Genomic DNA, 20,189 nt, shown 5'->3' on the forward strand with positions numbered 1-20,189 from the left:
TCGCGGGGCCACCTCCGCCGTTTAAGTCCTGCGAAATGCCACGCGGATTTATTCATCCTATTGGTGAAACGTCGTCTGGCCCTCTGGGCAAGGGGAGGGGCAGAGGCTATTCAGGACATTCCTGAATGGTGAAGGCGCATATGGCTCGCATTGGTTTTTATTCCGGCTCGTTTGATCCCGTGACGCTTGGGCATACTGACGTCATCCGGCGGGCCGCGGGGTTGCTCGACAGGCTCGTCATCGGCATCGGCGTCAATCCGGGCAAAGCGCCGATGTTTGACGACAGCGAACGCGTTGCGATGCTGGAAGAAGAAGTGCAGCCAATCGTCGAGGCGACTAAGACCGAGATTGTGGTCGTGACGTTTTCGGGGCTGGCGGTCGATGCGGCGCGGACGCACAAGGCGTCGATCATCATTCGCGGTCTGCGCGACGGCACCGACTTCGATTATGAAATGCAGATGGCTGGGATGAACGGCGAAATGGCGCCGGAAATCCAGACGGTCTATGTTGCGGCGTCTCCTGCCGTGCGGCACATCGCGGCGAACCTCGTGCGGGCTGTGGCGACGATGGGCGGCGATCCCTCGCCGTTCGTTTCGAAAGGCGTGCTGAAGCGCCTCAAGGCGAAGGCCGCCAAACCTCGCTAAGGCACTCATATGGTGCTCCCCGTTAAAGCCGAACTTTTGAAATTGTTGCGAAAAATTCCGCTTGGCCGAGTTGCCTCATCCGACAGGCTTGCGAGTGAACTCGGAGTTCCCGCACCACTCGTCGTCACGCTCATGGGGCAGCTTTCCGAAGACGAACGCGATCTTGTGCCTTGGCATCGCGTGGTCGCCAAAGGCGGCGCCATCGGGCGCGGACCGCATCGCGATCAGCAGTTTGCGCGGCTGGTGCGAGAGGGCGTGACGGTTTCGCCGGCCGGAATAGTCCAGGATCTCGAACGGCACATGATCTCGGGGTTCGACGACGAGTCTTTGCTTGCAAAGGCACCTGAAGAGCCGTCGAAGATGGGCGGGCGTTCGCGCGGCATGAAAGATCGGCCTTAAGGCTAGGCACCGGCGCCGGCACCCAAGCAGCGTAAGAATGCTCTGCGGAAGCTTGTCTGGATCCCGGCCTGCGCCGGGATGACGTTTGGTGTATTGCGCAAATTTATCGTTCTCGGGCTCGTCCCGAGGATGACGGGAAAAGCGCGGTTGCTCCCAACCACCGTCATGCCGACGGAGGTCGGCACCCAGACAACGGCCAACATGACCGATATTTCGGTTTACCAGCATCCCGGCCTTCGCCTTGTTGGAGAGGCGTCGAATACGTAATTCCGCCTTGTGGGTTGCGGCTTAGCCGTCAAATCGCCATAAGGGCGGCAACACTGCCCGCCGCGGCGCTAGGCGGCCGGGATTGGCCCGGAAAAAGCCTGGCGAAATCATTCATCCACGAGGAACGCCATGGTTCGGTTTTTATCGTTCGTTCTCGCTTCGCTGCTGATGGCGAGCGTGTTTACAGGCTCGACGGCACGCGCCGACGGCGACAAGCTCGTCATCGAGCTCAAGAACGGCAAGGTGGTCATTCAGCTTCGGCCGGATCTTGCGCCCAAGACGGTCGAACAGATCAAGACGCTCGCCAACCAGGGCTTCTATAACGGCATCAAATGGCATCGCGTCATCGACGACTTCATGGCGCAGACCGGCGATCCGACCGGCACGGGCATGGGCGGCTCGAAGCTTCCCGATCTTCCGGCGGAATTTTCCGATGAGGAATTCAAGCGCGGCACGGTTGCGATGGCCCGGTCGTCGGATCCGAACTCTGCAAACAGTCAGTTTTTCATCTGCTTCAACAGCATTGGCTGCGCGGGTCTGAAGGGCCAGTATACGATCTTCGGGCAGGTCATCGAGGGCATGCAGTATGTCGACATGATCAAGCGCGGTGAGCCTGGCTCGGGCACAGTGACCAATCCCGACGTGATGCAGAAGGTCTACGTTCAGTAGTTGAATCGCCTTCTCCCTATTGCCACTTGGCAGATTGACGAGGGGCGGCTCGTTATTTCGTGTCGCTGCCACCCCTCAGCTTAGCCCTCTCGCCTTGGACGGGAGAGGGGAAGAAAAGAAAGGAACTTTCCGAAATGGCCGAATACAAAGATCCCGAAAACACGCTTCTGATCGAGACGAGCAAGGGGCCTGTCGTCATCGAGCTTCGTCCGGACTTGGCGCCGAAGCACGTCGAGCGCATCAAGACTCTGGCGCGTGAGGGGTTCTATGACGGGATCGTGTTTCATCGCGTGATCGATGGGTTCATGGCGCAGACGGGTTGCCCGCAGGGTCGCGGCACCGGCGGATCGTCGTATGAGAACCTGCCCGCAGAGTTCAATGCTGAGCCGCATGTGCGTGGCGTCTGCTCGATGGCGCGGGCTTCGAACCCGAATTCGGCCAACAGCCAGTTCTTCATCTGCTTCGATGACGCGCGCTTCCTCGACAAGCAGTACACCGTCTGGGGCAAGGTGATCGAGGGCATGGATAATGTCGATCAGATCAACAAGGGCGAGCCGCCCAAGAGCCCGGACAAGATGATTAAGGTCCGCGTCGCGGCGGATGCTGCCTGATGGCGGCGCCCGGCGATAACGGCAAAGGCGCGCCAGCGGGTGCGCCTTTTCTCATTCCGGTATGGGCCGGGCTCGCGGGCGCTGCGGGCGTCGCGCTTTCGGCCGCGGCGGCGCATAAGGTCGATAGCCCTGCGCTGGCGACGGCCGCGACGGTTCTGACGCTTCACGCGGCGGCGGCAGTCGGGATTTTTGCGGTCGCCATTCGTAGCGCATGTCCGAAGCTTTGGTCGGCGGCGGCGCTGCTGATGCTACTTGCGGCCTCGGTGTTTACCGGCGAGATCGCGTTTCACACGTTTACAGACAACGCGTCGTTCCGGTTCCTGGCGCCAATCGGCGGCTCGGGAATGATCCTGAGCTGGGTGCTCGTCGCCGTTGCGGGCTTTTGCAGCCGCGGGCGGAATTGATGCGCGCGTGCTCTCCTCAAGGGAGAGACTGAGAGAGCAAATAACTTGTTCCCTCAGGTGTCGCTGCCTGATGGATCCTCGGGACAAGCCCGAGGATGCCACGCAAGGATAGGCTGTCGCCTTCAACACCGTCATGCCGACGAAGGTCGGCATCGAGGCAATGGTCAGCCAATGACCTGTTTCTGTTTGGCTGGATCCCGGCCTGCGCCGGGATGACGTTGCAGGGATAATGGTCGCCCGCGACCTTCGTGGACCCGATATTAATGGTGGAGTGTTTCGCGCCTTCCGCCAGGGCCGATGATCGGGTAAGTCCCGCGCATGCGTACCGATCTTTTCGATTTCGTCTTACCAGACAGCTCAATCGCGCTGTATCCGGCCGAGCCGCGGGATAGCGCGCGGCTGCTCGTCGTGCATCCGGTGAAGGGCAGTTGCGCGCGCGACGACGCCAACCTCGAAGACAAAACCATTCGCGATCTGCCGAGCCTGTTGCAGCCGGGCGATGCGCTCGTCTTCAACGATACGAAGGTCATCCCGGCGGCGCTGTCAGGGGTGCGGGTGCGCGGCGATGTTCGCGCCAAGGTCGATTTCAATCTGACGAAGCGTGTGAGCGACAACACGTGGCGTGCGTTTGCGCGGCCGGCGAAACGTCTCGAAGCCGGCGACCGGGTTCGCTTCGGGCATGGCGAAGATACGTGCATGCTCGGTGCGTTAGATGCCACGGTTGCAGCGAAAGGCGATGCGGGCGAAGTCGAGCTGGCGTTCGATCTGTCCGGCGCGGTACTCGATGAGGCGATTGCGGCCATCGGTGCGATGCCGTTGCCGCCCTACATTGCGCTGAAGCGTGAGCCCGATGCGCGCGATCGCGACACCTATCAGACGATCTATGCTGACAAGGACGGCGCGGTCGCGGCGCCGACCGCCGGTCTGCATTTCACGCCGGAGCTTTTTGCAGCACTCGATGCGCGTGGCGTCTCGCGCCATTTCGTGACGCTGCATGTCGGCGCGGGCACGTTCCTGCCGGTGAAGGCGGACGATACCGATGGCCATAAGATGCATTCGGAGTGGGGCGAGGTTTCGCCTGAGACTGCGGCTGCGTTGAATGAAGTGCGTGCGCGGGGCGGGCGAATCGTGGCGGTCGGCACGACATCGCTTCGGTTGCTCGAGAGCGCGGCGCGCGAGGATGGCACGATCATGCCGTGGTCGGGCGAGACCGCGATCTTCATTACGCCCGGCTATCGCTTCAAGGCGATTGACGTGCTGATGACGAACTTCCATCTGCCGCGTTCGACGTTGTTCATGCTGGTCTCAGCATTCTCCGGCCTCGGCACGATGCGCGCAGCCTACGGACACGCGATCCAGTCTGGCTACCGGTTCTATTCCTACGGCGACGCGAGCCTGCTGTTTCGCGACACGGGCGGTTAATATTGCATCGTCGGCGCTACTTCTCTTGCACAAATCGCATTGCTAAACTTGGGAGTGCTAATCCCGGCAATCCGCCTCGTTCCTGTGAGCCTCGATGACATCTCATATGCGTGCCCTTCTGCTCCGACTTAGCGCGATCGCAATTCTGACGACGGGCATGTTCCCGTGCGCCGGCGAAAACGCTCGGGCGGAAAGCGCGGCATGTACGTCCGTCGATACGCCGCGCTGCGTCGAGAAGCTGCCGACGGGGATCGACATGGCCTACATCGAAGTCGGCCCCGCGGATGGCAAACCTGTTCTTCTCATTCACGGACTGACCGATAGTGTCCGTTCGTGGTCACTGTCGATGGATGATCTTCACAAGATCGACCCTAGCTTTCACATCATCGCCGTTGATTTGCGCGGGCATGGCCAAAGCAGCATGCCGGACGCCAAAGCGTGCGCGCCCGATCCTGAAAAATGCTATCGCATATCGGATCTGGCAGGCGATGTCGTTGCTTTCATGAAGGCGAAGGGAATTGCCAAGGCCGATATGGCCGGGCATTCGATGGGATCGTTCGTCGTCCAGGAAATCGCGCTCAGCCATCCGGAGATGGTGGGGCATGCCATTCTTGTCGCGACCGGAGCGAAGAGCGTCGGCAATGCGGCGCTCAGCGATTTCGTGCTGAAGCAGACGGTCGAAGGCGCGTGGAAAAAAGCTCTGGAAGCGAAAGGATTGGCATTTCCCGCCGGCGTCTACGAGTTGACGCCGCTCGACGCCGATCCCAAAGCCATGGAATGGATCGCGGCCAACTGGACGCTCGATCCGGCGGCTCAGCCCGCGTTTCTTAAACCCTATACGCCAGAGACGGCGAAGACCCGTCTGGGGACGTGGATTGGTGCAACGCGCGGGCTACTGGCGCAGGATAATACCGAGCGCCTGAAGAGCATGTCGGTGCCGACACTCGTGTTGTGGGCGACGCAAGACAGCATCTACCTTGCGAAAGACCAGGACGAGATCAAAGCGTCGCTCAAGGATGCCGCTGCGAAGACCGGTTTGACCTTCTATTGGAAGGAATACGGTAAGCTGCCGCTGCCTGCTTCAGGGGCGCAGGAGAGCGACATCGGTCACAACATTCAATGGTCGGCTTCGGAGACGGTGGCGAAGGATATCGATTCTTTCATCAAGACCGGCGCGCCGACATCGGACCTTGCACACAGCGATGCGGCTCCGAATATCAGCACTATCGTCGTTGAGCCGGGCAAGGCCGTCGTCGAAAAAATCGGAAAATAAAAGCGGCCGGACGAGAGCCGGCGCATGAAGAGATTTGAATGCAAACGACTAAAGTTGATACGCCATCTTCCAAGGTGTCGGAAGGCCCTTCGGCTTTCGAATTCCGGAAGCTGGCGCAAGACGGCAAGGCGCGGCTCGGTGAGATCCATACGCCGCGGGGTGTGATCCGCACACCGGCGTTCATGCCGGTGGGCACGGTCGCGACTGTGAAGGCGCTGTACCCCGAGCAGGTGCGCGATGCGGGCGCCGACATTCTGCTCGGCAACACGTATCACCTGATGCTGCGGCCGGGCGCGGAGCGCGTGGCGAAGCTCGGCGGACTGCACAAGTTCATGCGCTGGGAGAAGCCGATCCTGACGGACTCGGGTGGTTTCCAGGTGATGAGCCTCGGCAAGATCCGCAAGATCACGGAAGAGGGCGTGGCGTTCCAATCGCATATCGACGGCTCGCGGCACATGCTGTCGCCGGAGCGTTCGATCGAGATCCAGTGTCTGCTCGGTTCCGACATTCAGATGCAGTTCGACGAATGCATCGAGCTTCCGGCCGAGCGCAAAGAAGTCGAGCGCGCGATGGAACTGTCGCTGCGCTGGGCCGAGCGCTCAAAGCGCGCCTTCGAGATGCAACTTTCGTCGGGCGGTGCGGGGCCGGGGCAGGCGCTGTTCGCGATCGTGCAGGGCGGCACCGATATTCCGCTTCGCCATCGCTCGGCGGATGCGCTCGTCGCGATGGATTTTCCGGGTTACGCAGTCGGTGGTCTCGCGGTCGGCGAGGGGCATGAGGCGATGATTGCGACGCTCGGCGAAACGCTGCCGCATCTGCCGTCTGAGAAGCCGCGCTACCTGATGGGCGTCGGCACGCCCCTCGATCTGATCGAAAGCGTGCGGCTCGGCGTTGATATGTTCGATTGCGTGATGCCGACGCGGAACGGGCGGCACGGCTACGCCTTCACCTGGGGCGGTCCGCTTAACCTTCGGAATGCGAAGTTTGCGGAGGATATGGCGCCGCTCGATGAGTTCAGTTCGTGTCCGGCAGCGAAGGATTTTTCGCGTGCCTATGTCCACCATCTGATCAAGTCGGGCGAATTTCTTGGCGCGATGATCCTGTCATGGGTCAACACAGTGTTCTATCAGGACCTGATGGCCGCGATGCGCGCGGCAATCGCCGAAGGGCGCTTCGATGACTGGGCGACAGAGACGAAGGCGCGGATCATCGCCTCTCCTCAATCGGCTCCAGCGCCATGAGGTTTTCCTTATGCGCGATGCGCTCGCGATGGATCAGGTAAAGCCCTGAGCCGACAATGACGAGCGAGCCGATGAAACTCCATTGGTCGGGCTTATCGCCGAACACGAGGTAACTCAGTGCGATCATGCTGATGAGCTCGACGTAGATGAAGGGCGTCACCGCCGAGACCGGCGCGAACCGGTAGGCTTGGATCAGCAGGAAGTGACCGCCGCCGCCAAGTGCGCCGAGCAGGAGCAGCATCGTCCATATCTCGATACTCGGGAACCAGATCCAGTCGTGAAAGGCGAACGGAGCTGCGGCCACGAGGCCGACGATCGAGCCGTAGTTGAGCGTGACCAGAGGCGGGTCGAACATCGAAAGCTTGCGCGTGACGATCAAAAGCAGCGAATAGGCAAACATCGACCCGAACGCGAAAGCGAATGCCGGCTGGATCGTGGTGAAGCCGGGACGCACGACGATCAGGATGCCGATGAAGCCGACCGCAATCGCCATCATGCGGCGCCAGCCGACATGCTCGCCGAGCAACGGCACCGCCAATGCCGCAACGACGAGCGGCGTCAGGAACGTGATCGACAGCGTCTGGTCGAGGCGCAGGTATTTCACGGCCACGAAGTTCAAAAGCGTCGTCAGCACCATCAAGGTCGAACGGGTGAGCTGAAGCTTTACACTCGCTGTTTTGAAGAGGCTCAGCATTCCCGCGGGGCCGAGCAGAGCGGTGATCCAGAAGATCTGGCTGAAGAAGCGCATCCATACGATCTGCGAAACCGGGACGCCGAGCCGCGTGCCGAGGTACTTCGCGGTCGTATCGAGAACCGAGAACAGGATGACCCCGGCGCAGACGAGGAGGATGGCCTTCAGGCGATCGGGCATCGGAAGATTGCTTCTGCGATAAAGTGTGCGCGGCTCAGCCACGCCGGGCAACCGGCGAGCGCCATCATTCGGTTCCGTGTTCGAGGCCCTGCGTCAGCGCGTTGGCGGACGCAGGGAAAGCGTGGCTTATGCGATGCCCGTTAGGACTTGGTCATTGCATCGCGTTTTTTGAGCAGTTCGTCGAGTTCGGCTTGCTGCTCATTGATGCGGTCGGCAGTCAGTTCTTCGTTGGCCGCTCCAGAGAATCCGGCAGCCTGCTCGACGAGTTCGCGAAGGTTGTCGCGGAGGATGGCGATGCGCTGCTCAATTTCGGCAAGGGTCTTGGTGTCTGCCATAGTCATTTCCAATCGTTAGAGGTGGCGCGCATCTCAGGCGCCCAGTTCGTCGGTGATATAGCGCGCCGCAACTGCGGGAGCCACCCGCGTTTCTTGCGGGGCTGCGACCATCCGCCAGAAGGGCTGATAGAATGAGGGTTGCGGGTTCCGAAGGTCGTTTCTATAAGCACGCTTCGGCGCGCGACGTGCCCATCCCCATGCGGTGGATGCGGTGTGGCTTAGGGCCGGGATCAAGCTTGGCAGTGCATTCTGTCTAAGTCATTGGTTTGGTGTGATAAAGGGCCCGTAGCTCAGCGGTAGAGCATCTGACTTTTAATCAGAGGGTCGTTGGTTCGATCCCAACCGGGCTCACCACCAGAATCAATGGGTTAGTCTTTTCGAGGCGAGTGCGATCCAGGGGCAGATCCGAGGGGCCGCCGTATCAAGAGTGCTACAGCGACAGTAATCGCTTGTTTCGCAAATCCGGGGCTGTGCCCAACCTAGCCTCGCAGCATGTCGGGCTACAATGCTGAGAAAGCTGCTTTCGGTCAGCGGGTTTACGCTTCTGTCGCGCATGACCGGGTTCGCGCGCGACGTGCTCATGGCGTGGATCCTGGGCAAAGGCATGCTCTCGGATGCGTTCCTGTTCGCGTTTCTTTTTCCGAATTATTTCCGCGCCATTTTTGGAGAAGGGACGCTCAATCCTGCTTTCCTTCCGCGCTATGCAGCGCTTCACGCAAAAGGCGACTTGAACGCGGCTCAGCGTTTCGCAAATCAAGTCTTCACGTGGCAGATCGCTGCTCAGGCGGTGCTGCTGGTAGGCGCGCTCGTTGCCATGCCACTGCTCGTGCACTTCCTTGTGCCTGGTTATACAACCGAACAGCTTGCGCTGACGGCCAGTCTCGCGCGCATCACCTTTCCATACCTCATTCTGACGGTCGTCGCGATTCAGCTATCGGCGATGCTCAACGCGATCGGAAAGTTCTGGGCGGCTGCAGCATGGTCGAACTTCCTGAACCTATCGATGATCGCGACACTGCTCGCATCGAGCTGGTTTCCTAATGCCGCGTACGCTGCAGCGTGGGGCGTTCTGATCGGCGGGCTTTGCCAGCTCGTGTTCATTCTCTGGGCGGCGAGACGGGACGGGCTTTCCGTCAGGCTCGCGATACCGCGATGGACGCCGGAGGTCGCTGAATTCTTCAAGGCTCTCGGGATCGTCACGGTCGGGGCGGCCAGCGTGGTTGTGGCGCCGCTTATCGACTTCGTCATCGCCAGCTATCTCGCGACAGGAAGCCGGACTGCCCTTTATTATGCGGATCGTATCAATCAGTTGCCGCTCGGTGTTCTCGGCATCGCTCTCGGGACCGTCCTGCTGCCCGAAATGTCGGTGCGATTGGCGCGAAACGACCGTGCCGGATCCGACAATGCTCAAAATCGTTCTGCCGCGCTAACGTTGCTGCTGACCTTGCCGTTCGCATTTGTGTTCATCGCGATCCCCGATACCATCATGCGAGCGGTGTTCGCGCATGGGGCGTTCGACACGCGGTCGGCGGAGCTTGCGGGATCCGCGCTCGCCGCATACGGCGCCGGGCTTCCGGCAATGGCACTCGTGCGCATCGTGTCTTCGACTTTTTATGCGCGGCACGACACGCTTACGCCTGCGCGAGCAACCGTGACGTCGATCGTGCTCAATATCATCCTCAAGGTCGTGTTTGTCTGGGGCTTCGATCTCGGCGTGGCAGGCGTCGCGCTTGGAACCGCGTTAGGCGCTTGGATGAATGTCGCCATACTCACATGGCTTGGCCGGAGCCGCGCATTGTTAGCGATCGAAGAGATTTTCGTCAGAGCGCTGGGGCCTGCACTGTTAGCGGCTGTGGCGGCCGGAGGAGGCGCGTGGTTAGGCGCTCGAATTGGTGCCACCCTTGTTCCGGGGCATTTCGCGGACATCGCCGCGCTGGCTGCTGCTATCGGTTGCTCGGGGCTCGCATACGTCATCGCGGTCGTGATGTTTCGGACGCGTCTTCCGCTCGGAAAATTTGCCGGAGAAGTGCCGGCTGCCGGTCGATCCGAATGATCGAACACCATTACGCGCGGCCTCGTTCGTGCTGATCGATCTCAGCGCAGTCCGGTGGCTGAATTGCCTGCGCGGAAGGCGCGGCTGGAATGTTGCGTGACGCAATCGGACAATTTTTAGGGAAGTCTTCAGTATAAAGATTAATAGGATGGCGCGTCTCGTCCATTCCCTCAGACGCGAAAGCTGGTTTCGCACTCCCCCCGTGCCACCAGCTCAGGCGTCGGCCGTCCCCCCCGAAGGCCGACGCCCCCAAGTCCCCCGGTATTACAATCACTTTGCCCCTAGGCGCCGCTCGTCTATTTGCGGCGCGCAAACCCTTTGACAGAAAATCGCGAGTGGCAGATTGTTAGTGCGCGCTGGACGGGGACCCATAACGTCTGGGAGTGTTCCATGCGTAAAGTGATCTTGGCAGCAAGTGTGTTTGCTGGCGTCCTTACTGCTCTTGGAAGTTTCGCTTCGGTCAGTTCTGTTGCGGCTGCGGATTTCGTGGCGCCGATGCCTAAACATCAGAGTGTCGCGATGAAGGTCACCCATCGCCGCTACTGGTATCCCGGCTATTACGCATACTATCCATCTTATCCGGCTTATCCTGCTTACGGGCCCTACTATTACGCGCCGCCGCCGCCGGTCGCGTATGCGCCTCCCGTCGTCTATTACCCTGGCCCTCGCTACTATCCTGGCCCTGCCGTCTACCCACCCTATGGCGCCGTCAGGTATGGGCGTCCGTATGACTCGCTATATGTGGGATGGTGAGGACGTGTTGAGGCGTCGGCCGACCGGACCAATGGCCGACGCTCTTCATTCGTTTGGCTAGTTTGGCCGTTGATCGCGTTTGGCCTGCGCTCTGGCATTCGCTTTGAGGATGCTGCCGATCTTGGCGCCGGGCGTGCGAACACGTTTTGGCGCGCCGCCCTTGTCCTTTTGACCGGCACCCGCCGTTTGTCCGCCAGAGGGATGGTGAGCAAATTTGTTTTCCCGGTGAAGCGCCAGCGCCCGATGTGCCGCTTCGACGTGGTCGGCTTTGACTTCTAGCGCATAGATAAGGGCGCGCTCTTTTTTCACGCGCTTCAGAGCATGGGCGAAGACCTGCTTTCGTCTTGCGGGATGTTCCGCGGTACCTGGAAAGCTCTTGCCGCGCTTATCCGCGGTACCCTTTGTCTCGCGACGCTTTTGGCGCGTGAAAGTTTTTTCTTTGTCGCGAAATCCTTCAAGTCGCTGGGCCAAGTTCCGAAGCCCGTCTTTGTCGAGATCATAAATTGCCGGGTGATGTGACGACTTAACGACTTCATATTCGTCGTGGCTCAGAAGGCTTCTTTCGTCCTTGTTTGAGAATGACATGACGCTCACACCCTATTGGTTATAATGCGTGTTCGTATGATAGGTGATCATCAGCATGGCCATGATGATGGCCGAAAAGAGTCCCGCCAGCGCGCCGAGCAAAACGGGCATTTGGCCAAGAACGTCGCCATAAAGGTCGTGTGCCGCCAGGCTTCCGGCAATTGACGCTATGGCCGAATACGTGACGACAAGACCCGGCACGCGCGTGTCGTCAGCACCAAATCCGGCGCCAAGAAAAATCACTTTATAGCGGATGATGCTGGCCACGGTGGTTGCAACCAAGCCGGCAATGATCGCGATTGTGCGTGAACTCAATTCTGTGCCGCTCAGCACCAAACCTATGAGCGCGCCGATAGCCGTCGCGACGAGGATAACAATTATGAGGCTGGCGGAGATTGTACCGGGTTTTCGTACTGGCATGATCGCTCCCAATATTTTTTATTTGAAAAGACGCAGTCTGATTGGTTTTCCAGGCCAGTCAAGGAAGCCGCGCGCCAGCGGACGTGCTCCATTCAGAGCGTTGGTAAAGGAAAAGGAAGCAAGTTTCTCATCGCGGCGAAAGCACACGCGTGCTCAGCGATAGTCGACAAACTGCCTGTTTGAGCATGCGCGTTTGCGAGCGGTTAGCGCACAATTTTAATCAGTTGTCGTCAGTTCGGTAAGGTTCGGACCAACCGACAAATGCAATGTGGACCAGTCAATTAGCATCTGCGGGTGGCGAAAAGCGACGCTCGGCTTGTCGTCTGAGTTGGTCGGCTGGGCCGACGAACGTTTACCGGCAGTCCTGTCTTGGGCCGCATTCCCGTGAGATCAGCCATGCAATCGCGTGCATGGACAACTTGCGGGCCGCGCTGCATGACCCGCCGCTTAAATTTCATGAGGCCGCGCGAGATGCGCGTATAGCGTTATGGCACTTTGCACGTACAGTTCCGATGAACTTGCCGAGGTTCAGCGCATCCTCCAGGAGATCATCGCTGAGGCTCAGGCGTCGCCGGACAGCCCTGATGTCGAAGAAATCATCGAGCGCCTGTTCGACTTGGCCGATCACGGCGAGCGCGATCCGGAAAAGCTGCGGGCGTCGGTGCTTCGCAAGGCCGCCTAAATCGCTAGTGATGGCGCTGCGGCGCAAATCGAATTTTCAACTTGTAGATTAAAGCAGCCGGACGACGCGATCGTCGCCCGGCTCAAACGCCGTCATTCGCGGGGCGCCTGCGGGCCTTGATGCGCCGGTTGCGATTGTATCGGCTGATCCAGCGAACGGTCGGCCAGCGTCGTCGGGCGTTCGGGATGTCCCAGGCTGATGAGGGTTGCCAAAAGGACGACGCCGAATGCGGCACCTGCGAACATCATGAAGCCCGGACCGATACCGGCTTTATCGAACGGATCTTCTATTCGCTGTTGCTGATTGCGCTTCTCAGTGTCGGAAAAGCGCGGGTCTGACCACAGAGCCATGTTTTCCTCCATCGTTTTTATTTGGATACGGAGGATCAACGTGTCGTCGCTGGCGGGGTTCCAGCCCTTGCTCTGTGTGCAATGCAAAATCGAAATTTGCGAAGGAAATTGCGCTGAACCGGCATAATGTCTGGTATTCGACGAAAACTTGATTGCGCCCTGCCATACGAAATGCACGATCATTCATCGACGACATCCACTCAAGAATGGTGCGTCGATATACATGCTGTGCGTTTGTTTCTTACTAGGGAGAGAGTTTCATGCGTCGTAGCATTTTCATTTTGTCATTCGCCACTTTGTTCGTTGCAGCTTCAGCGCAGGCGCAAACGCCATTGAGCGACGCCGATTGCGAAGCGACTTGGAAGGCAGCAGGCGGAGTTGATCTCACGGCAGACACTGCGAAACCTTTTATCGCAAGTTTCGATCAGGTTGACGTTGACCACAACGGCGCGATCAACTGGGAAGAGTTCAAGGCGGGTTGCGCGAAAGGATTAGTCACGAAGTGACCGGCGACGTGCAATACGTTGGCCTAATGGCTTTTTGATTTTCTCATAGCCCTTACTCGGCACGAACGCCTTGCGCCGACGGCGTGAAAGGCGTCAATGGACGTCAGCCTTGCTGGGGAAGCTTTTCCTGCCAGCAAGGCTTTCTGGTGCGGTTTCATTTTTATGAGGCACCCATGCCCTATGCCGTGAATGACGATCTGCCGCCGTCGGTGCGCGATCATCTACCGGACCATGCGCAAGACATTTTTCGCGCCGCTTTCAATTCGGCTTTCGACGAATACGGCGGCGATGAGGAGCGGGCTTTCCGCGTAGCTTGGGCGGCGGTGAAGCGCATGTACGTCAAGGAAGGTGGGCAGTGGGTGCCACGCGGAGTCCCCGGATGATAGGGCTTTGTAATGGGCAATCGAGCTGAGGCGCCGCGACCTTACGGGGGCTGCCGGTTTTGCTCGCAAGGGGCGCGGATTTAAAATCCGATTTCGGCGCAGCGGCACTTCAGCTTCTTGCAAACTAGGGACTACAAAAAAGCCGAACTGAATTTTCCTCGCTGAGATATATGTCCGGCATTGTCCTGCCCAAGCGGAAATGAGGTTGAGGAAATGCCAACATACAAAGGTGAGTGTTTTTGCGGAGCTGTAAAGGTAGAGGCGACAGGCGCGCCTGATGCGATGGGCTATTGCCATTGCAATTCGTGCCGCGCGTGGTCGGCGGGGCCCGTCAATGCATTCACGCTGTGGAAGCCGGATGCGGTCCAGGTGACGGAAGGCGCCGAATTCATCGGCATGTATCAGAAGACACCGGTGAGCCAGCGGCAGTACTGTACGAAATGCGGCGGGCACGTGATGACTAATCATCCCCCGCTTGGGCTTGTCGACGTTTACGCGGCGATACTGCCGACGTTGGCTTTCAAACCCGAAGTTCATGTGAACTATGCTGAGACGGTTTTGCCGATGAAGGACGGGCTTCCCAAGCTCAAGGATTTCCCGAAGGAGTTCGGCGGCTCGGGCGAGGTTATCGCTGAGTGAGGCTTGGCCTTTGCGGCTCGCACTTTCGATGATGAGCGCTCGCTTCGGCGGGCGCTTTTTCCTTTGTGGATGTCGGCTGCAAGCTGCGCGTCGCGATGACGTTCGAAGCGGTGTGTCGGCAAGTCGAGAGAGGTGGCAATCCGCAATACGGCCGCGATGAACATGCGATGAATGTAAGGCAGCGAAACTGGTTCGTGCCGCGGCGGCGCACGGTCTCATAGCATTTCATTCACACCGCACAATTTACGAAATGAAAGCGCCGCGGCGCCCGAGTGAAACAAATTCCGGGGTGTCTGCGTTCTGCGTTCAGAAGACGGCGGGCCACCCGCCGAAGGAGGAAGAAATGAGAAAATATATCGGGCTTGCCGCCGCGTTGGTTTCGGCTCTGCCGCTCATGACGTTCGCGACCAGCGCTGACGCAGGCGGCCGTCATTATCATGGCGGCTATCACCACGGCTGGCATGGCCGCTACGGACGTGGCTATGGCCGCCATTGGCATCGCGGACGCGGGTATTGGCATAACGGGCGCTGGATTGCACTCGGCGTCGGTGCGGCGATTGCCGGTGCTGCTGCGGCAAGTGCTTATGATGACTGCTATTGGCGTCACGGCCGCCGCTACTGCTACTAAAGTCTCGGTATTGCCGCTCAGACGTAATGCCCCGGACCGTCCAAGGCCGGGGCTTCTTTTTGCCCGACTGCTGCCATCAGGCGCTTTAGCCAGCTTCTTGACGCCGGGTTTTGCACAGCCTGGCTGTGCAATACTCGATTTATGTGGACTTCGTGGCTGTCGACGTTGGCCTAAGGTCCCGCCTTATGCTGGGTTGCCCGCAGTTGTGGGAGGTTGCGTTATGTTTAGCACGAAGTTGGTCGCGTCCGCGTTCGTTGTTCTGGCGTCCGCCAGCGGTATCGCGGGAGTCAGCACGTCCGCGCCGGACGCGCTCAAGCCTCAAAACATCCCGATAGCACTCGACAACAATTCCTTGCTTGTCGCGACGCTGGCGAACGGCGAAATCCAGACGCATTGGATGTCGCGCAACGCGTGCGAGCAGGTCGAGGCGGCGGTGGCGTCCGGAGACGCTGTAGCCGGTATCAGACCCGACGGTGTGAGCGTCTACATCGCGAAGGCCAACTGCAGCACGCGCCGGATCGAGGTCGATCCTGCCGCCGTCACGCTCAGCAGCGCGTCTCCAATCAAGCAATGAGAGCTCGATCGTCGGCTTCATGCAGCGATCAAAGCCGGCCTGCCGGTTAGGCGCGCAATGAGTTCGGCTTCGTCGTGAATATCCGTCCGCCGCAGGATGCGAGCTAGACCGACGCGCGCAGCCGGCATCGAGATGGCAAGCGCTTGGGCTGCGCGGTCAAGCGAGAGACCTTGCGCCAGCAACGAGAGCAGCCAACTCTCGGCTATGCTCACCGGATGATGACGCAGGAGCGTTTCGGCTGGTGAGCGTTCCGCTGTATCGAACGCTTTGACGAAGACTGCAACGCGCGCGCAACGGGAGAGGCCGACCGGCAGCCTTACGCGCTCGTCGATATGCGCAACCCACACGGCCAAAGATTTCGTTCCGCACCCCTTGATGATGATCGGAGGCCCGCGGCGCGAACAGGTCGAGCGGCCGCGGCCGGCATCGGCTATGGCTTGGCGCAGCAGGCTGTTGCCGTGATTTTCGCGGGCGGCGAGTTCGTCTTCGAGACAAAGCAGGGCGCAGCCGTCGAGTAATTTCTCTCCCGCGGTGTTCGCGTGCAGGATTTTGCCGGAGGGGTTTGTGAGGATGATGCCGACGCGCATCGGGTCGAATGCCGCCGACGTACAATGGTGCGCGAGCGGCATGTAATCGAGAAGCTGTGCGATTGCGGTTGCGCGGCGAATGTACGGCGCGAGGGCGGACAGTTTTGCGATGTCCTGCGGGACGTAGGGGCCGGCGGTGTGCGGACGCGCAATCATCAGCATGGAGAACGATCTGGCGGACTTCGAGATCGTGACGATAGCGACGTCATCGAGGCCTTCGGGTCGAAGGACTCTTTTGTGCCAGAGCGAGTTGCGCACCTCCTTGCTGCCGAAGAGCGCGTTCGTCGTAAATGCCCTGGCGACGCCAAGCAGCCAGACGGCGGGAAGCCCAGGGCTCAAGGGTGCCGTGGCGACTATTGCCCGTTCAAGACTTGTGCTGACCTTCCAGCTCGCTTCCACGCGCGCACTCTCGCCTGGGGTTTGGGCGACGATTGCGGCCGCGCAGCCGCGGATCAATCGCGCGGCGCTGCCGAGGGCGGTGGCCCAGCGGCTCGGGTCCATCGAACAATCGTAGATGTTGTTGAGGAAATTGAGGGGGGCGCGAGTAGTAGCGCAATCGACCTCTACCAAAGGCCCCCCCCCGTAATGAAAACATAAACGCTAGAAATCAATAGGTGGCTGCAATGCAGCAATTCTCAAACGGTGCTGCGCTGGCCTGCATCACCCGTTTGAATAATGAGAAAGAAACTTTTGTCTGATCGTTACCGGAAGTCCACCAATTAATCAGTGTGCAGTCTTTATTTTGTGCGCAGTGCGAATTTGATCGCCGTTTAGTGACGTCCTTGGAGGTCAGGCGGCCGTACGGCTGGCGTGGTCTGGACCGTTCAGGATTTTGCGAATGACGTCGGCAGGTTCGGGGCGATTGAAGAGGAAACCCTGCACGGACGTGCAGCCGTATTCTTTGACGATGTCTAGCTGCTCGTTGGTTTCGACGCCTTCGGCGGTGGTGAGCATGCCGAGCGTTCGGGCGAGATCGACGATCGTACTCAAGATGGCTCGGGCCTCCATCGAGACGGCGAGGTCGCGCACGAACGAACGGTCGATCTTAATTTTATGGAACGGCACTTTCGTTAGCGAACTGAGAGATGAATAGCCCGTGCCGAAATCGTCCATCGCGATTTCGACGCCGAGATCGCAGACCTGATGGAGGACGTGAGTTGCGAGCTGGATATCCTTCATGATCATCGATTCCGTGACTTCGATGGTCAGGCGGTGGCTGGGCAGCCCGGATTCCGCCAGCGCGGCCTTGACGGTGTCGACGAAGCTTACGGCTTCGAGTTCGACCGCGCTGATGTTGATGGACACGCTCATATGCTCGGGCCAGGACATGGCTTCGATGCACGCTTGGCGTAGCACTTTCGCGCCGAGATCGGCGATCATGCCGATTTCCTCGGCAATCGGGATGAAGTCGGCGGGCGAGGCGAGCCCAAGACGCGGGTGCTGCCAGCGAAGCAGCGCTTCGGCCCCGATTGGTGTCATCGTATCTAAGCCGTAGATCGGCTGATAGTGCAGCTCGAATTCGTCGTTGGTGATGGCCTCGCGGATCTCGGCCTCCAGCAACGTACGCGCCTTCACCTTGGCATCGAGTTCTCGCTCGAACAGGCGAAAAGTTCCGCGCTGATCTTCCTTGGCGGCATAGAGCGCAAGGTCGGCGAGCCGGAAAAGTTCGTTGGGATCGCAGCTATCATCGGGAGCCGTCGCGATGCCGATGCTGCCGCCGCAGATAACGTCCTTGCGACCCAGCCTGACCGGTTCGTTTAGAATGGAGATCAGGCGTTGCGCGAGCTTGGTTGCGCTCGCGGGATGGTCGAGATCCGTAACGAGGACGGCAAATTCATCGCCGCCGAGGCGGGCCACGGTATCGCTTTCGCGCAATGCGCCGGTCAAGCGGTCGGCGACGACCTGCAAGAGTTCGTCACCCGCCGCGTGGCCCAGCGTGTCGTTGACGACCTTGAAGTTGTCAAGATCGAGAAGCAGAAGCGCCATCCGATCGCCGCGTTTTGCACGCGCCATTGCAAGCTGCATGCGTTCAGCGAGCAGGTGGCGATTGGGAAGCGACGTCAGCGCGTCGTGGCGCGCCATGTAGGCGGCCTTTCGGTCGGCTTTGCGTCGCTCCGTGACGTCGATGGCGGCGATCAGGAGCGCGTCTTCGCCTTCGTGAATAAGCGGGCGGACGTAGACCTCAACTTCGATTGAGCGGCCGTCACGGCGATAGTGTTTGAAAAGCTGCGCTTCATTTGTCGGTAAAATTTGCTGGTCGCCGTGGTCAAACGGCAGGTTCAGATCTCCGTTTTGGATGTCTCGCAGCGATAGCAGCGAGAAATCCTTGCGAGAATATCCGTAGTGGGCAATGGCGGCGGTGTTGACAGCGAGGATCGCCCGGGTATCGCGGCTGACGACGAACATCGGGAGCGGGTTGTTTTCGAACAACAGGCGGATCGAGGCCTCGCGCTGCTTCATCTCCGTGATGTCGATGCGCAAGCTGATTAAGCCGCCTTCGCTCGTGCGGCATTCTTCGATCAGATAACAGCGGCCGTTGTCCAGCAGCTGTTCGTGCGAGGCGGCGGGCGTTTCGAGATTTTTAATGCGCTCGGCGAGCCAAGCTTCCTCGCGACCGAAGGCTTCTGGATACATTTGCCGTTCCATGCCGATCCGCAGCGCTTCCTCCAGGCTGCGGCCGACGGCAATGGTGTCGCGAGCTCGTTGGTAAATTTCCGCGTAGCGCTTATTCCAGGCGACGTAGCGGTTCTCGGCGTCCAGGATGACGATGCCTTCGGGGAGGATATCAATTGCTTCCTTAAGCCGGTGGTGTGCCTTCTCGAGTTCGGCCTTTTGGGCCGACATCGCGTGCTCCTGGGCTCGCAGGTGGTCGTTCAGTTCGTCGCGCAGGGCGATTTCCGCGGAAAGCCGTTCCTGCAGGCGCGAATGAGACTCAATTGCTTCTGAAAGCAGCATCACGATCATGAAGACCGTCAACATTCTGAGCTGCATAAGCTGAACATCGGTCAGCCACGGCACGCCTTCGAAACGGATCCCGACGTGAAATCCGGACGCCGTGGCGACGAAGAGTATCGCCGACATTATCAGTGCAGCCGCTGAGGTCGCACTCGCACCCAGTCGGCAGGCGATTAGGACCAGTATGGGTAGGACCACAAAGCTGAGTGGCCTCACCGCAATGACGATAATCGTTGCCACGGCAAGCGCAGTAAACAGAGCGTAAGTTTCCCATGCGGCTTTGGAAGACGGAGGCGCGTGGTTTTTCTGGTGCATGCGGACCAGGGCCGGGGTGACCAGCAGCAGGCCAAGAAGGTCGGCAAACAGCCAGGAGCTGAAGACGCGCCAGCTTATGGTTCCCGTCGTCAACGTCGCGACGATTGAGGCTGCGGTTGATGAAATCAGCGCGCCTGTAGCGGTGGCGATCGAGAAGGAGATCAGGAAGCGGACGCTGCGGAACTCAAAGGGTTCTGCCTCTCGCAGCCGCAGAACGTAGAAAGCCGTACAGAGTTCGATGGTATTCGTCAGTGCAAAGCCGATATTGGCCGCGAGTCCGCGTTGAGCGAAGTAGTTCGCGATGATATTTGCGACAAGGACGGCCGATAAAATCTGGCGGCGTCGCCATGGACGTTTCGCAAGAATGAGCGCGGCAAGTACGATGCCGTTCGCAGGCCAGATGGTGGCGACGCCATTGCTATCCTGGGTGAAGGCAGCCGAAAGATAAGCGACGATTCCGAAGATGACAGCTACGGCAGCGGCGTTGACGAGGCCTTCGCTGTCTTCGATACGCAGAGTTCTCAATGGAGAGAATGTCCGGACCCCGCTAACCGACATCAGAAATGCTTTCGTTCCCCAACGGACCAAGGTCCGCCTATTCCAGTTTTTCCAATTTTTCCGGA

At 59.5% G+C, this 20,189-nt stretch carries 23 protein-coding genes and 1 tRNA gene; 17 read left to right on the top strand and 7 right to left on the bottom strand.

Annotated elements, in window-relative coordinates:
* Positions 1-140 precede the first annotated feature (140 nt).
* The 8 genes from coaD to tgt all read left to right on the top strand — a co-directional run bounded on the left by coaD (position 141) and on the right by tgt (position 6,930).
* On the top strand, positions 141-644 hold the full coding sequence (gene coaD, locus ACLB1Z_RS08045; protein ID WP_409563242.1) for a pantetheine-phosphate adenylyltransferase: 504 nt from the start codon (positions 141-143) through the stop codon (positions 642-644).
* Between the two features lie 9 nt (positions 645-653).
* Entirely contained in the window at positions 654-1,043 is a 390-nt protein-coding gene (locus ACLB1Z_RS08050) for an MGMT family protein (protein ID WP_409562840.1), read from the top strand.
* Between the two features lie 396 nt (positions 1,044-1,439).
* Positions 1,440-1,979, top strand: coding sequence for a peptidylprolyl isomerase (locus tag ACLB1Z_RS08055; protein ID WP_409562841.1), 540 nt, complete (start codon positions 1,440-1,442; stop codon positions 1,977-1,979).
* A 134-nt stretch (positions 1,980-2,113) separates the two neighbouring features.
* Positions 2,114-2,590: a peptidylprolyl isomerase gene (locus ACLB1Z_RS08060; RefSeq protein WP_409562842.1), complete on the top strand. Its 477-nt coding sequence runs from the start codon at positions 2,114-2,116 to the stop codon at positions 2,588-2,590.
* Entirely contained in the window at positions 2,590-2,994 is a 405-nt protein-coding gene (locus ACLB1Z_RS08065) for a DUF423 domain-containing protein (RefSeq protein ID WP_409562843.1), read from the top strand. The genes ACLB1Z_RS08060 and ACLB1Z_RS08065 overlap by 1 nt, the downstream gene beginning before the upstream one ends.
* Positions 2,995-3,312: 318 nt before the next feature.
* Entirely contained in the window at positions 3,313-4,416 is a 1,104-nt protein-coding gene (queA, locus tag ACLB1Z_RS08070; protein WP_409562844.1) for a tRNA preQ1(34) S-adenosylmethionine ribosyltransferase-isomerase QueA, read from the top strand.
* A gap of 106 nt (positions 4,417-4,522) precedes the next feature.
* The gene (locus tag ACLB1Z_RS08075; RefSeq protein ID WP_409562845.1) at positions 4,523-5,689 is read left to right on the top strand and encodes an alpha/beta fold hydrolase; all 1,167 of its coding nucleotides are present in this window, start codon (positions 4,523-4,525) and stop codon (positions 5,687-5,689) included.
* A 38-nt stretch (positions 5,690-5,727) separates the two neighbouring features.
* Positions 5,728-6,930, top strand: coding sequence for a tRNA guanosine(34) transglycosylase Tgt (gene tgt, locus ACLB1Z_RS08080; RefSeq protein ID WP_409562846.1), 1,203 nt, complete (start codon positions 5,728-5,730; stop codon positions 6,928-6,930).
* Here tgt and ACLB1Z_RS08085 read toward each other — a convergent pair.
* Positions 6,896-7,801, bottom strand: a complete 906-nt coding sequence (locus tag ACLB1Z_RS08085; RefSeq protein WP_409562847.1) for a DMT family transporter — start codon at positions 7,799-7,801, stop codon at positions 6,896-6,898. The genes tgt and ACLB1Z_RS08085 overlap by 35 nt on opposite strands.
* Positions 7,802-7,941: 140 nt before the next feature.
* Positions 7,942-8,136 (bottom strand): hypothetical protein, encoded by a 195-nt coding sequence (locus tag ACLB1Z_RS08090; RefSeq protein WP_409562848.1) that lies wholly within the window; start codon positions 8,134-8,136, stop codon positions 7,942-7,944.
* 279 nt (positions 8,137-8,415) lie between these two features.
* Here ACLB1Z_RS08090 and ACLB1Z_RS08095 point away from each other — a divergent pair.
* From ACLB1Z_RS08095 to ACLB1Z_RS08105, 3 genes are all read left to right on the top strand, one after another.
* Positions 8,416-8,490 (top strand) — tRNA-Lys (locus ACLB1Z_RS08095).
* Between the two features lie 151 nt (positions 8,491-8,641).
* Positions 8,642-10,189 carry a murein biosynthesis integral membrane protein MurJ gene (gene murJ / locus ACLB1Z_RS08100; RefSeq protein WP_409562849.1) on the top strand — a complete coding sequence of 516 codons (1,548 nt, stop codon included), beginning with the start codon at positions 8,642-8,644 and terminating at the stop codon, positions 10,187-10,189.
* Positions 10,190-10,579: 390 nt separating this feature from the next.
* Positions 10,580-10,942 (top strand): hypothetical protein, encoded by a 363-nt coding sequence (locus tag ACLB1Z_RS08105; protein ID WP_409562850.1) that lies wholly within the window; start codon positions 10,580-10,582, stop codon positions 10,940-10,942.
* 57 nt (positions 10,943-10,999) lie between these two features.
* Here the strand turns inward: ACLB1Z_RS08105 and ACLB1Z_RS08110 are convergent, their stop codons facing one another.
* Positions 11,000-11,527: a hypothetical protein gene (locus ACLB1Z_RS08110; protein ID WP_013947006.1), complete on the bottom strand. Its 528-nt coding sequence runs from the start codon at positions 11,525-11,527 to the stop codon at positions 11,000-11,002.
* Positions 11,528-11,539: 12 nt separating this feature from the next.
* Positions 11,540-11,947, bottom strand: a complete 408-nt coding sequence (locus tag ACLB1Z_RS08115) for a hypothetical protein (RefSeq protein WP_013947007.1) — start codon at positions 11,945-11,947, stop codon at positions 11,540-11,542.
* Between the two features lie 487 nt (positions 11,948-12,434).
* Between ACLB1Z_RS08115 and ACLB1Z_RS08120 the strand changes: the two genes are divergently transcribed.
* The gene (locus tag ACLB1Z_RS08120; RefSeq protein WP_024275625.1) at positions 12,435-12,629 is read left to right on the top strand and encodes a hypothetical protein; all 195 of its coding nucleotides are present in this window, start codon (positions 12,435-12,437) and stop codon (positions 12,627-12,629) included.
* Between the two features lie 92 nt (positions 12,630-12,721).
* Here ACLB1Z_RS08120 and ACLB1Z_RS08125 read toward each other — a convergent pair whose 3' ends face one another.
* Positions 12,722-12,979: a hypothetical protein gene (locus ACLB1Z_RS08125; RefSeq protein WP_409562851.1), complete on the bottom strand. Its 258-nt coding sequence runs from the start codon at positions 12,977-12,979 to the stop codon at positions 12,722-12,724.
* A gap of 260 nt (positions 12,980-13,239) precedes the next feature.
* Here ACLB1Z_RS08125 and ACLB1Z_RS08130 point away from each other — a divergent pair, with 260 nt between their 5' ends.
* From ACLB1Z_RS08130 to ACLB1Z_RS08150, 5 genes are all read left to right on the top strand, one after another.
* On the top strand, positions 13,240-13,485 hold the full coding sequence (locus tag ACLB1Z_RS08130; RefSeq protein WP_409562852.1) for an EF-hand domain-containing protein: 246 nt from the start codon (positions 13,240-13,242) through the stop codon (positions 13,483-13,485).
* A 173-nt stretch (positions 13,486-13,658) separates the two neighbouring features.
* On the top strand, positions 13,659-13,868 hold the full coding sequence (locus tag ACLB1Z_RS08135) for a ChaB family protein (RefSeq protein ID WP_409562853.1): 210 nt from the start codon (positions 13,659-13,661) through the stop codon (positions 13,866-13,868).
* A gap of 213 nt (positions 13,869-14,081) precedes the next feature.
* Positions 14,082-14,507 carry a GFA family protein gene (locus tag ACLB1Z_RS08140; protein WP_409562854.1) on the top strand — a complete coding sequence of 142 codons (426 nt, stop codon included), beginning with the start codon at positions 14,082-14,084 and terminating at the stop codon, positions 14,505-14,507.
* 343 nt (positions 14,508-14,850) lie between these two features.
* On the top strand, positions 14,851-15,135 hold the full coding sequence (locus ACLB1Z_RS08145) for a hypothetical protein (RefSeq protein WP_409562855.1): 285 nt from the start codon (positions 14,851-14,853) through the stop codon (positions 15,133-15,135).
* A 220-nt stretch (positions 15,136-15,355) separates the two neighbouring features.
* Positions 15,356-15,709, top strand: a complete 354-nt coding sequence (locus ACLB1Z_RS08150; protein WP_409562856.1) for a hypothetical protein — start codon at positions 15,356-15,358, stop codon at positions 15,707-15,709.
* Positions 15,710-15,726: 17 nt separating this feature from the next.
* Here the strand turns inward: ACLB1Z_RS08150 and ACLB1Z_RS08155 are convergent, their stop codons facing one another.
* Both ACLB1Z_RS08155 and ACLB1Z_RS08160 read right to left on the bottom strand, forming a co-directional pair.
* Positions 15,727-16,866, bottom strand: a complete 1,140-nt coding sequence (locus ACLB1Z_RS08155; protein ID WP_409562857.1) for a hypothetical protein — start codon at positions 16,864-16,866, stop codon at positions 15,727-15,729.
* Positions 16,867-17,085: 219 nt separating this feature from the next.
* Positions 17,086-20,091 (bottom strand): EAL domain-containing protein, encoded by a 3,006-nt coding sequence (locus ACLB1Z_RS08160; protein WP_409562858.1) that lies wholly within the window; start codon positions 20,089-20,091, stop codon positions 17,086-17,088.
* Positions 20,092-20,189: the final 98 nt, after the last annotated feature.

The sequence above is a fragment of the Hyphomicrobium sp. MC8b genome (assembly GCF_905067615.1).
Classification (GTDB): Bacteria; Pseudomonadota; Alphaproteobacteria; order Rhizobiales; family Hyphomicrobiaceae; genus Hyphomicrobium_B.

Excerpts from the sequence above, each read along its gene's own strand:
- coaD (WP_409563242.1), top strand. The coding sequence starts at position 141 with ATGGCTCGCATTGGTTTTTATTCCGGCTCGTTTGATCCCGTGACGCTT.
- ACLB1Z_RS08050 (WP_409562840.1), top strand. The coding sequence starts at position 654 with ATGGTGCTCCCCGTTAAAGCCGAACTTTTGAAATTGTTGCGAAAAATT.
- ACLB1Z_RS08055 (WP_409562841.1), top strand. The coding sequence starts at position 1,440 with ATGGTTCGGTTTTTATCGTTCGTTCTCGCTTCGCTGCTGATGGCGAGC.
- ACLB1Z_RS08060 (WP_409562842.1), top strand. The coding sequence starts at position 2,114 with ATGGCCGAATACAAAGATCCCGAAAACACGCTTCTGATCGAGACGAGC.
- ACLB1Z_RS08065 (WP_409562843.1), top strand. The coding sequence starts at position 2,590 with ATGGCGGCGCCCGGCGATAACGGCAAAGGCGCGCCAGCGGGTGCGCCT.
- queA (WP_409562844.1), top strand. The coding sequence starts at position 3,313 with ATGCGTACCGATCTTTTCGATTTCGTCTTACCAGACAGCTCAATCGCG.
- ACLB1Z_RS08075 (WP_409562845.1), top strand. The coding sequence starts at position 4,523 with ATGCGTGCCCTTCTGCTCCGACTTAGCGCGATCGCAATTCTGACGACG.
- tgt (WP_409562846.1), top strand. The coding sequence starts at position 5,728 with ATGCAAACGACTAAAGTTGATACGCCATCTTCCAAGGTGTCGGAAGGC.
- ACLB1Z_RS08085 (WP_409562847.1), bottom strand. The coding sequence starts at position 7,801 with ATGCCCGATCGCCTGAAGGCCATCCTCCTCGTCTGCGCCGGGGTCATC.
- ACLB1Z_RS08090 (WP_409562848.1), bottom strand. The coding sequence starts at position 8,136 with ATGGCAGACACCAAGACCCTTGCCGAAATTGAGCAGCGCATCGCCATC.
- murJ (WP_409562849.1), top strand. The coding sequence starts at position 8,642 with ATGCTGAGAAAGCTGCTTTCGGTCAGCGGGTTTACGCTTCTGTCGCGC.
- ACLB1Z_RS08105 (WP_409562850.1), top strand. The coding sequence starts at position 10,580 with ATGCGTAAAGTGATCTTGGCAGCAAGTGTGTTTGCTGGCGTCCTTACT.
- ACLB1Z_RS08110 (WP_013947006.1), bottom strand. The coding sequence starts at position 11,527 with ATGTCATTCTCAAACAAGGACGAAAGAAGCCTTCTGAGCCACGACGAA.
- ACLB1Z_RS08115 (WP_013947007.1), bottom strand. The coding sequence starts at position 11,947 with ATGCCAGTACGAAAACCCGGTACAATCTCCGCCAGCCTCATAATTGTT.
- ACLB1Z_RS08120 (WP_024275625.1), top strand. The coding sequence starts at position 12,435 with ATGGCACTTTGCACGTACAGTTCCGATGAACTTGCCGAGGTTCAGCGC.
- ACLB1Z_RS08125 (WP_409562851.1), bottom strand. The coding sequence starts at position 12,979 with ATGGCTCTGTGGTCAGACCCGCGCTTTTCCGACACTGAGAAGCGCAAT.
- ACLB1Z_RS08130 (WP_409562852.1), top strand. The coding sequence starts at position 13,240 with ATGCGTCGTAGCATTTTCATTTTGTCATTCGCCACTTTGTTCGTTGCA.
- ACLB1Z_RS08135 (WP_409562853.1), top strand. The coding sequence starts at position 13,659 with ATGCCCTATGCCGTGAATGACGATCTGCCGCCGTCGGTGCGCGATCAT.
- ACLB1Z_RS08140 (WP_409562854.1), top strand. The coding sequence starts at position 14,082 with ATGCCAACATACAAAGGTGAGTGTTTTTGCGGAGCTGTAAAGGTAGAG.
- ACLB1Z_RS08145 (WP_409562855.1), top strand. The coding sequence starts at position 14,851 with ATGAGAAAATATATCGGGCTTGCCGCCGCGTTGGTTTCGGCTCTGCCG.
- ACLB1Z_RS08150 (WP_409562856.1), top strand. The coding sequence starts at position 15,356 with ATGTTTAGCACGAAGTTGGTCGCGTCCGCGTTCGTTGTTCTGGCGTCC.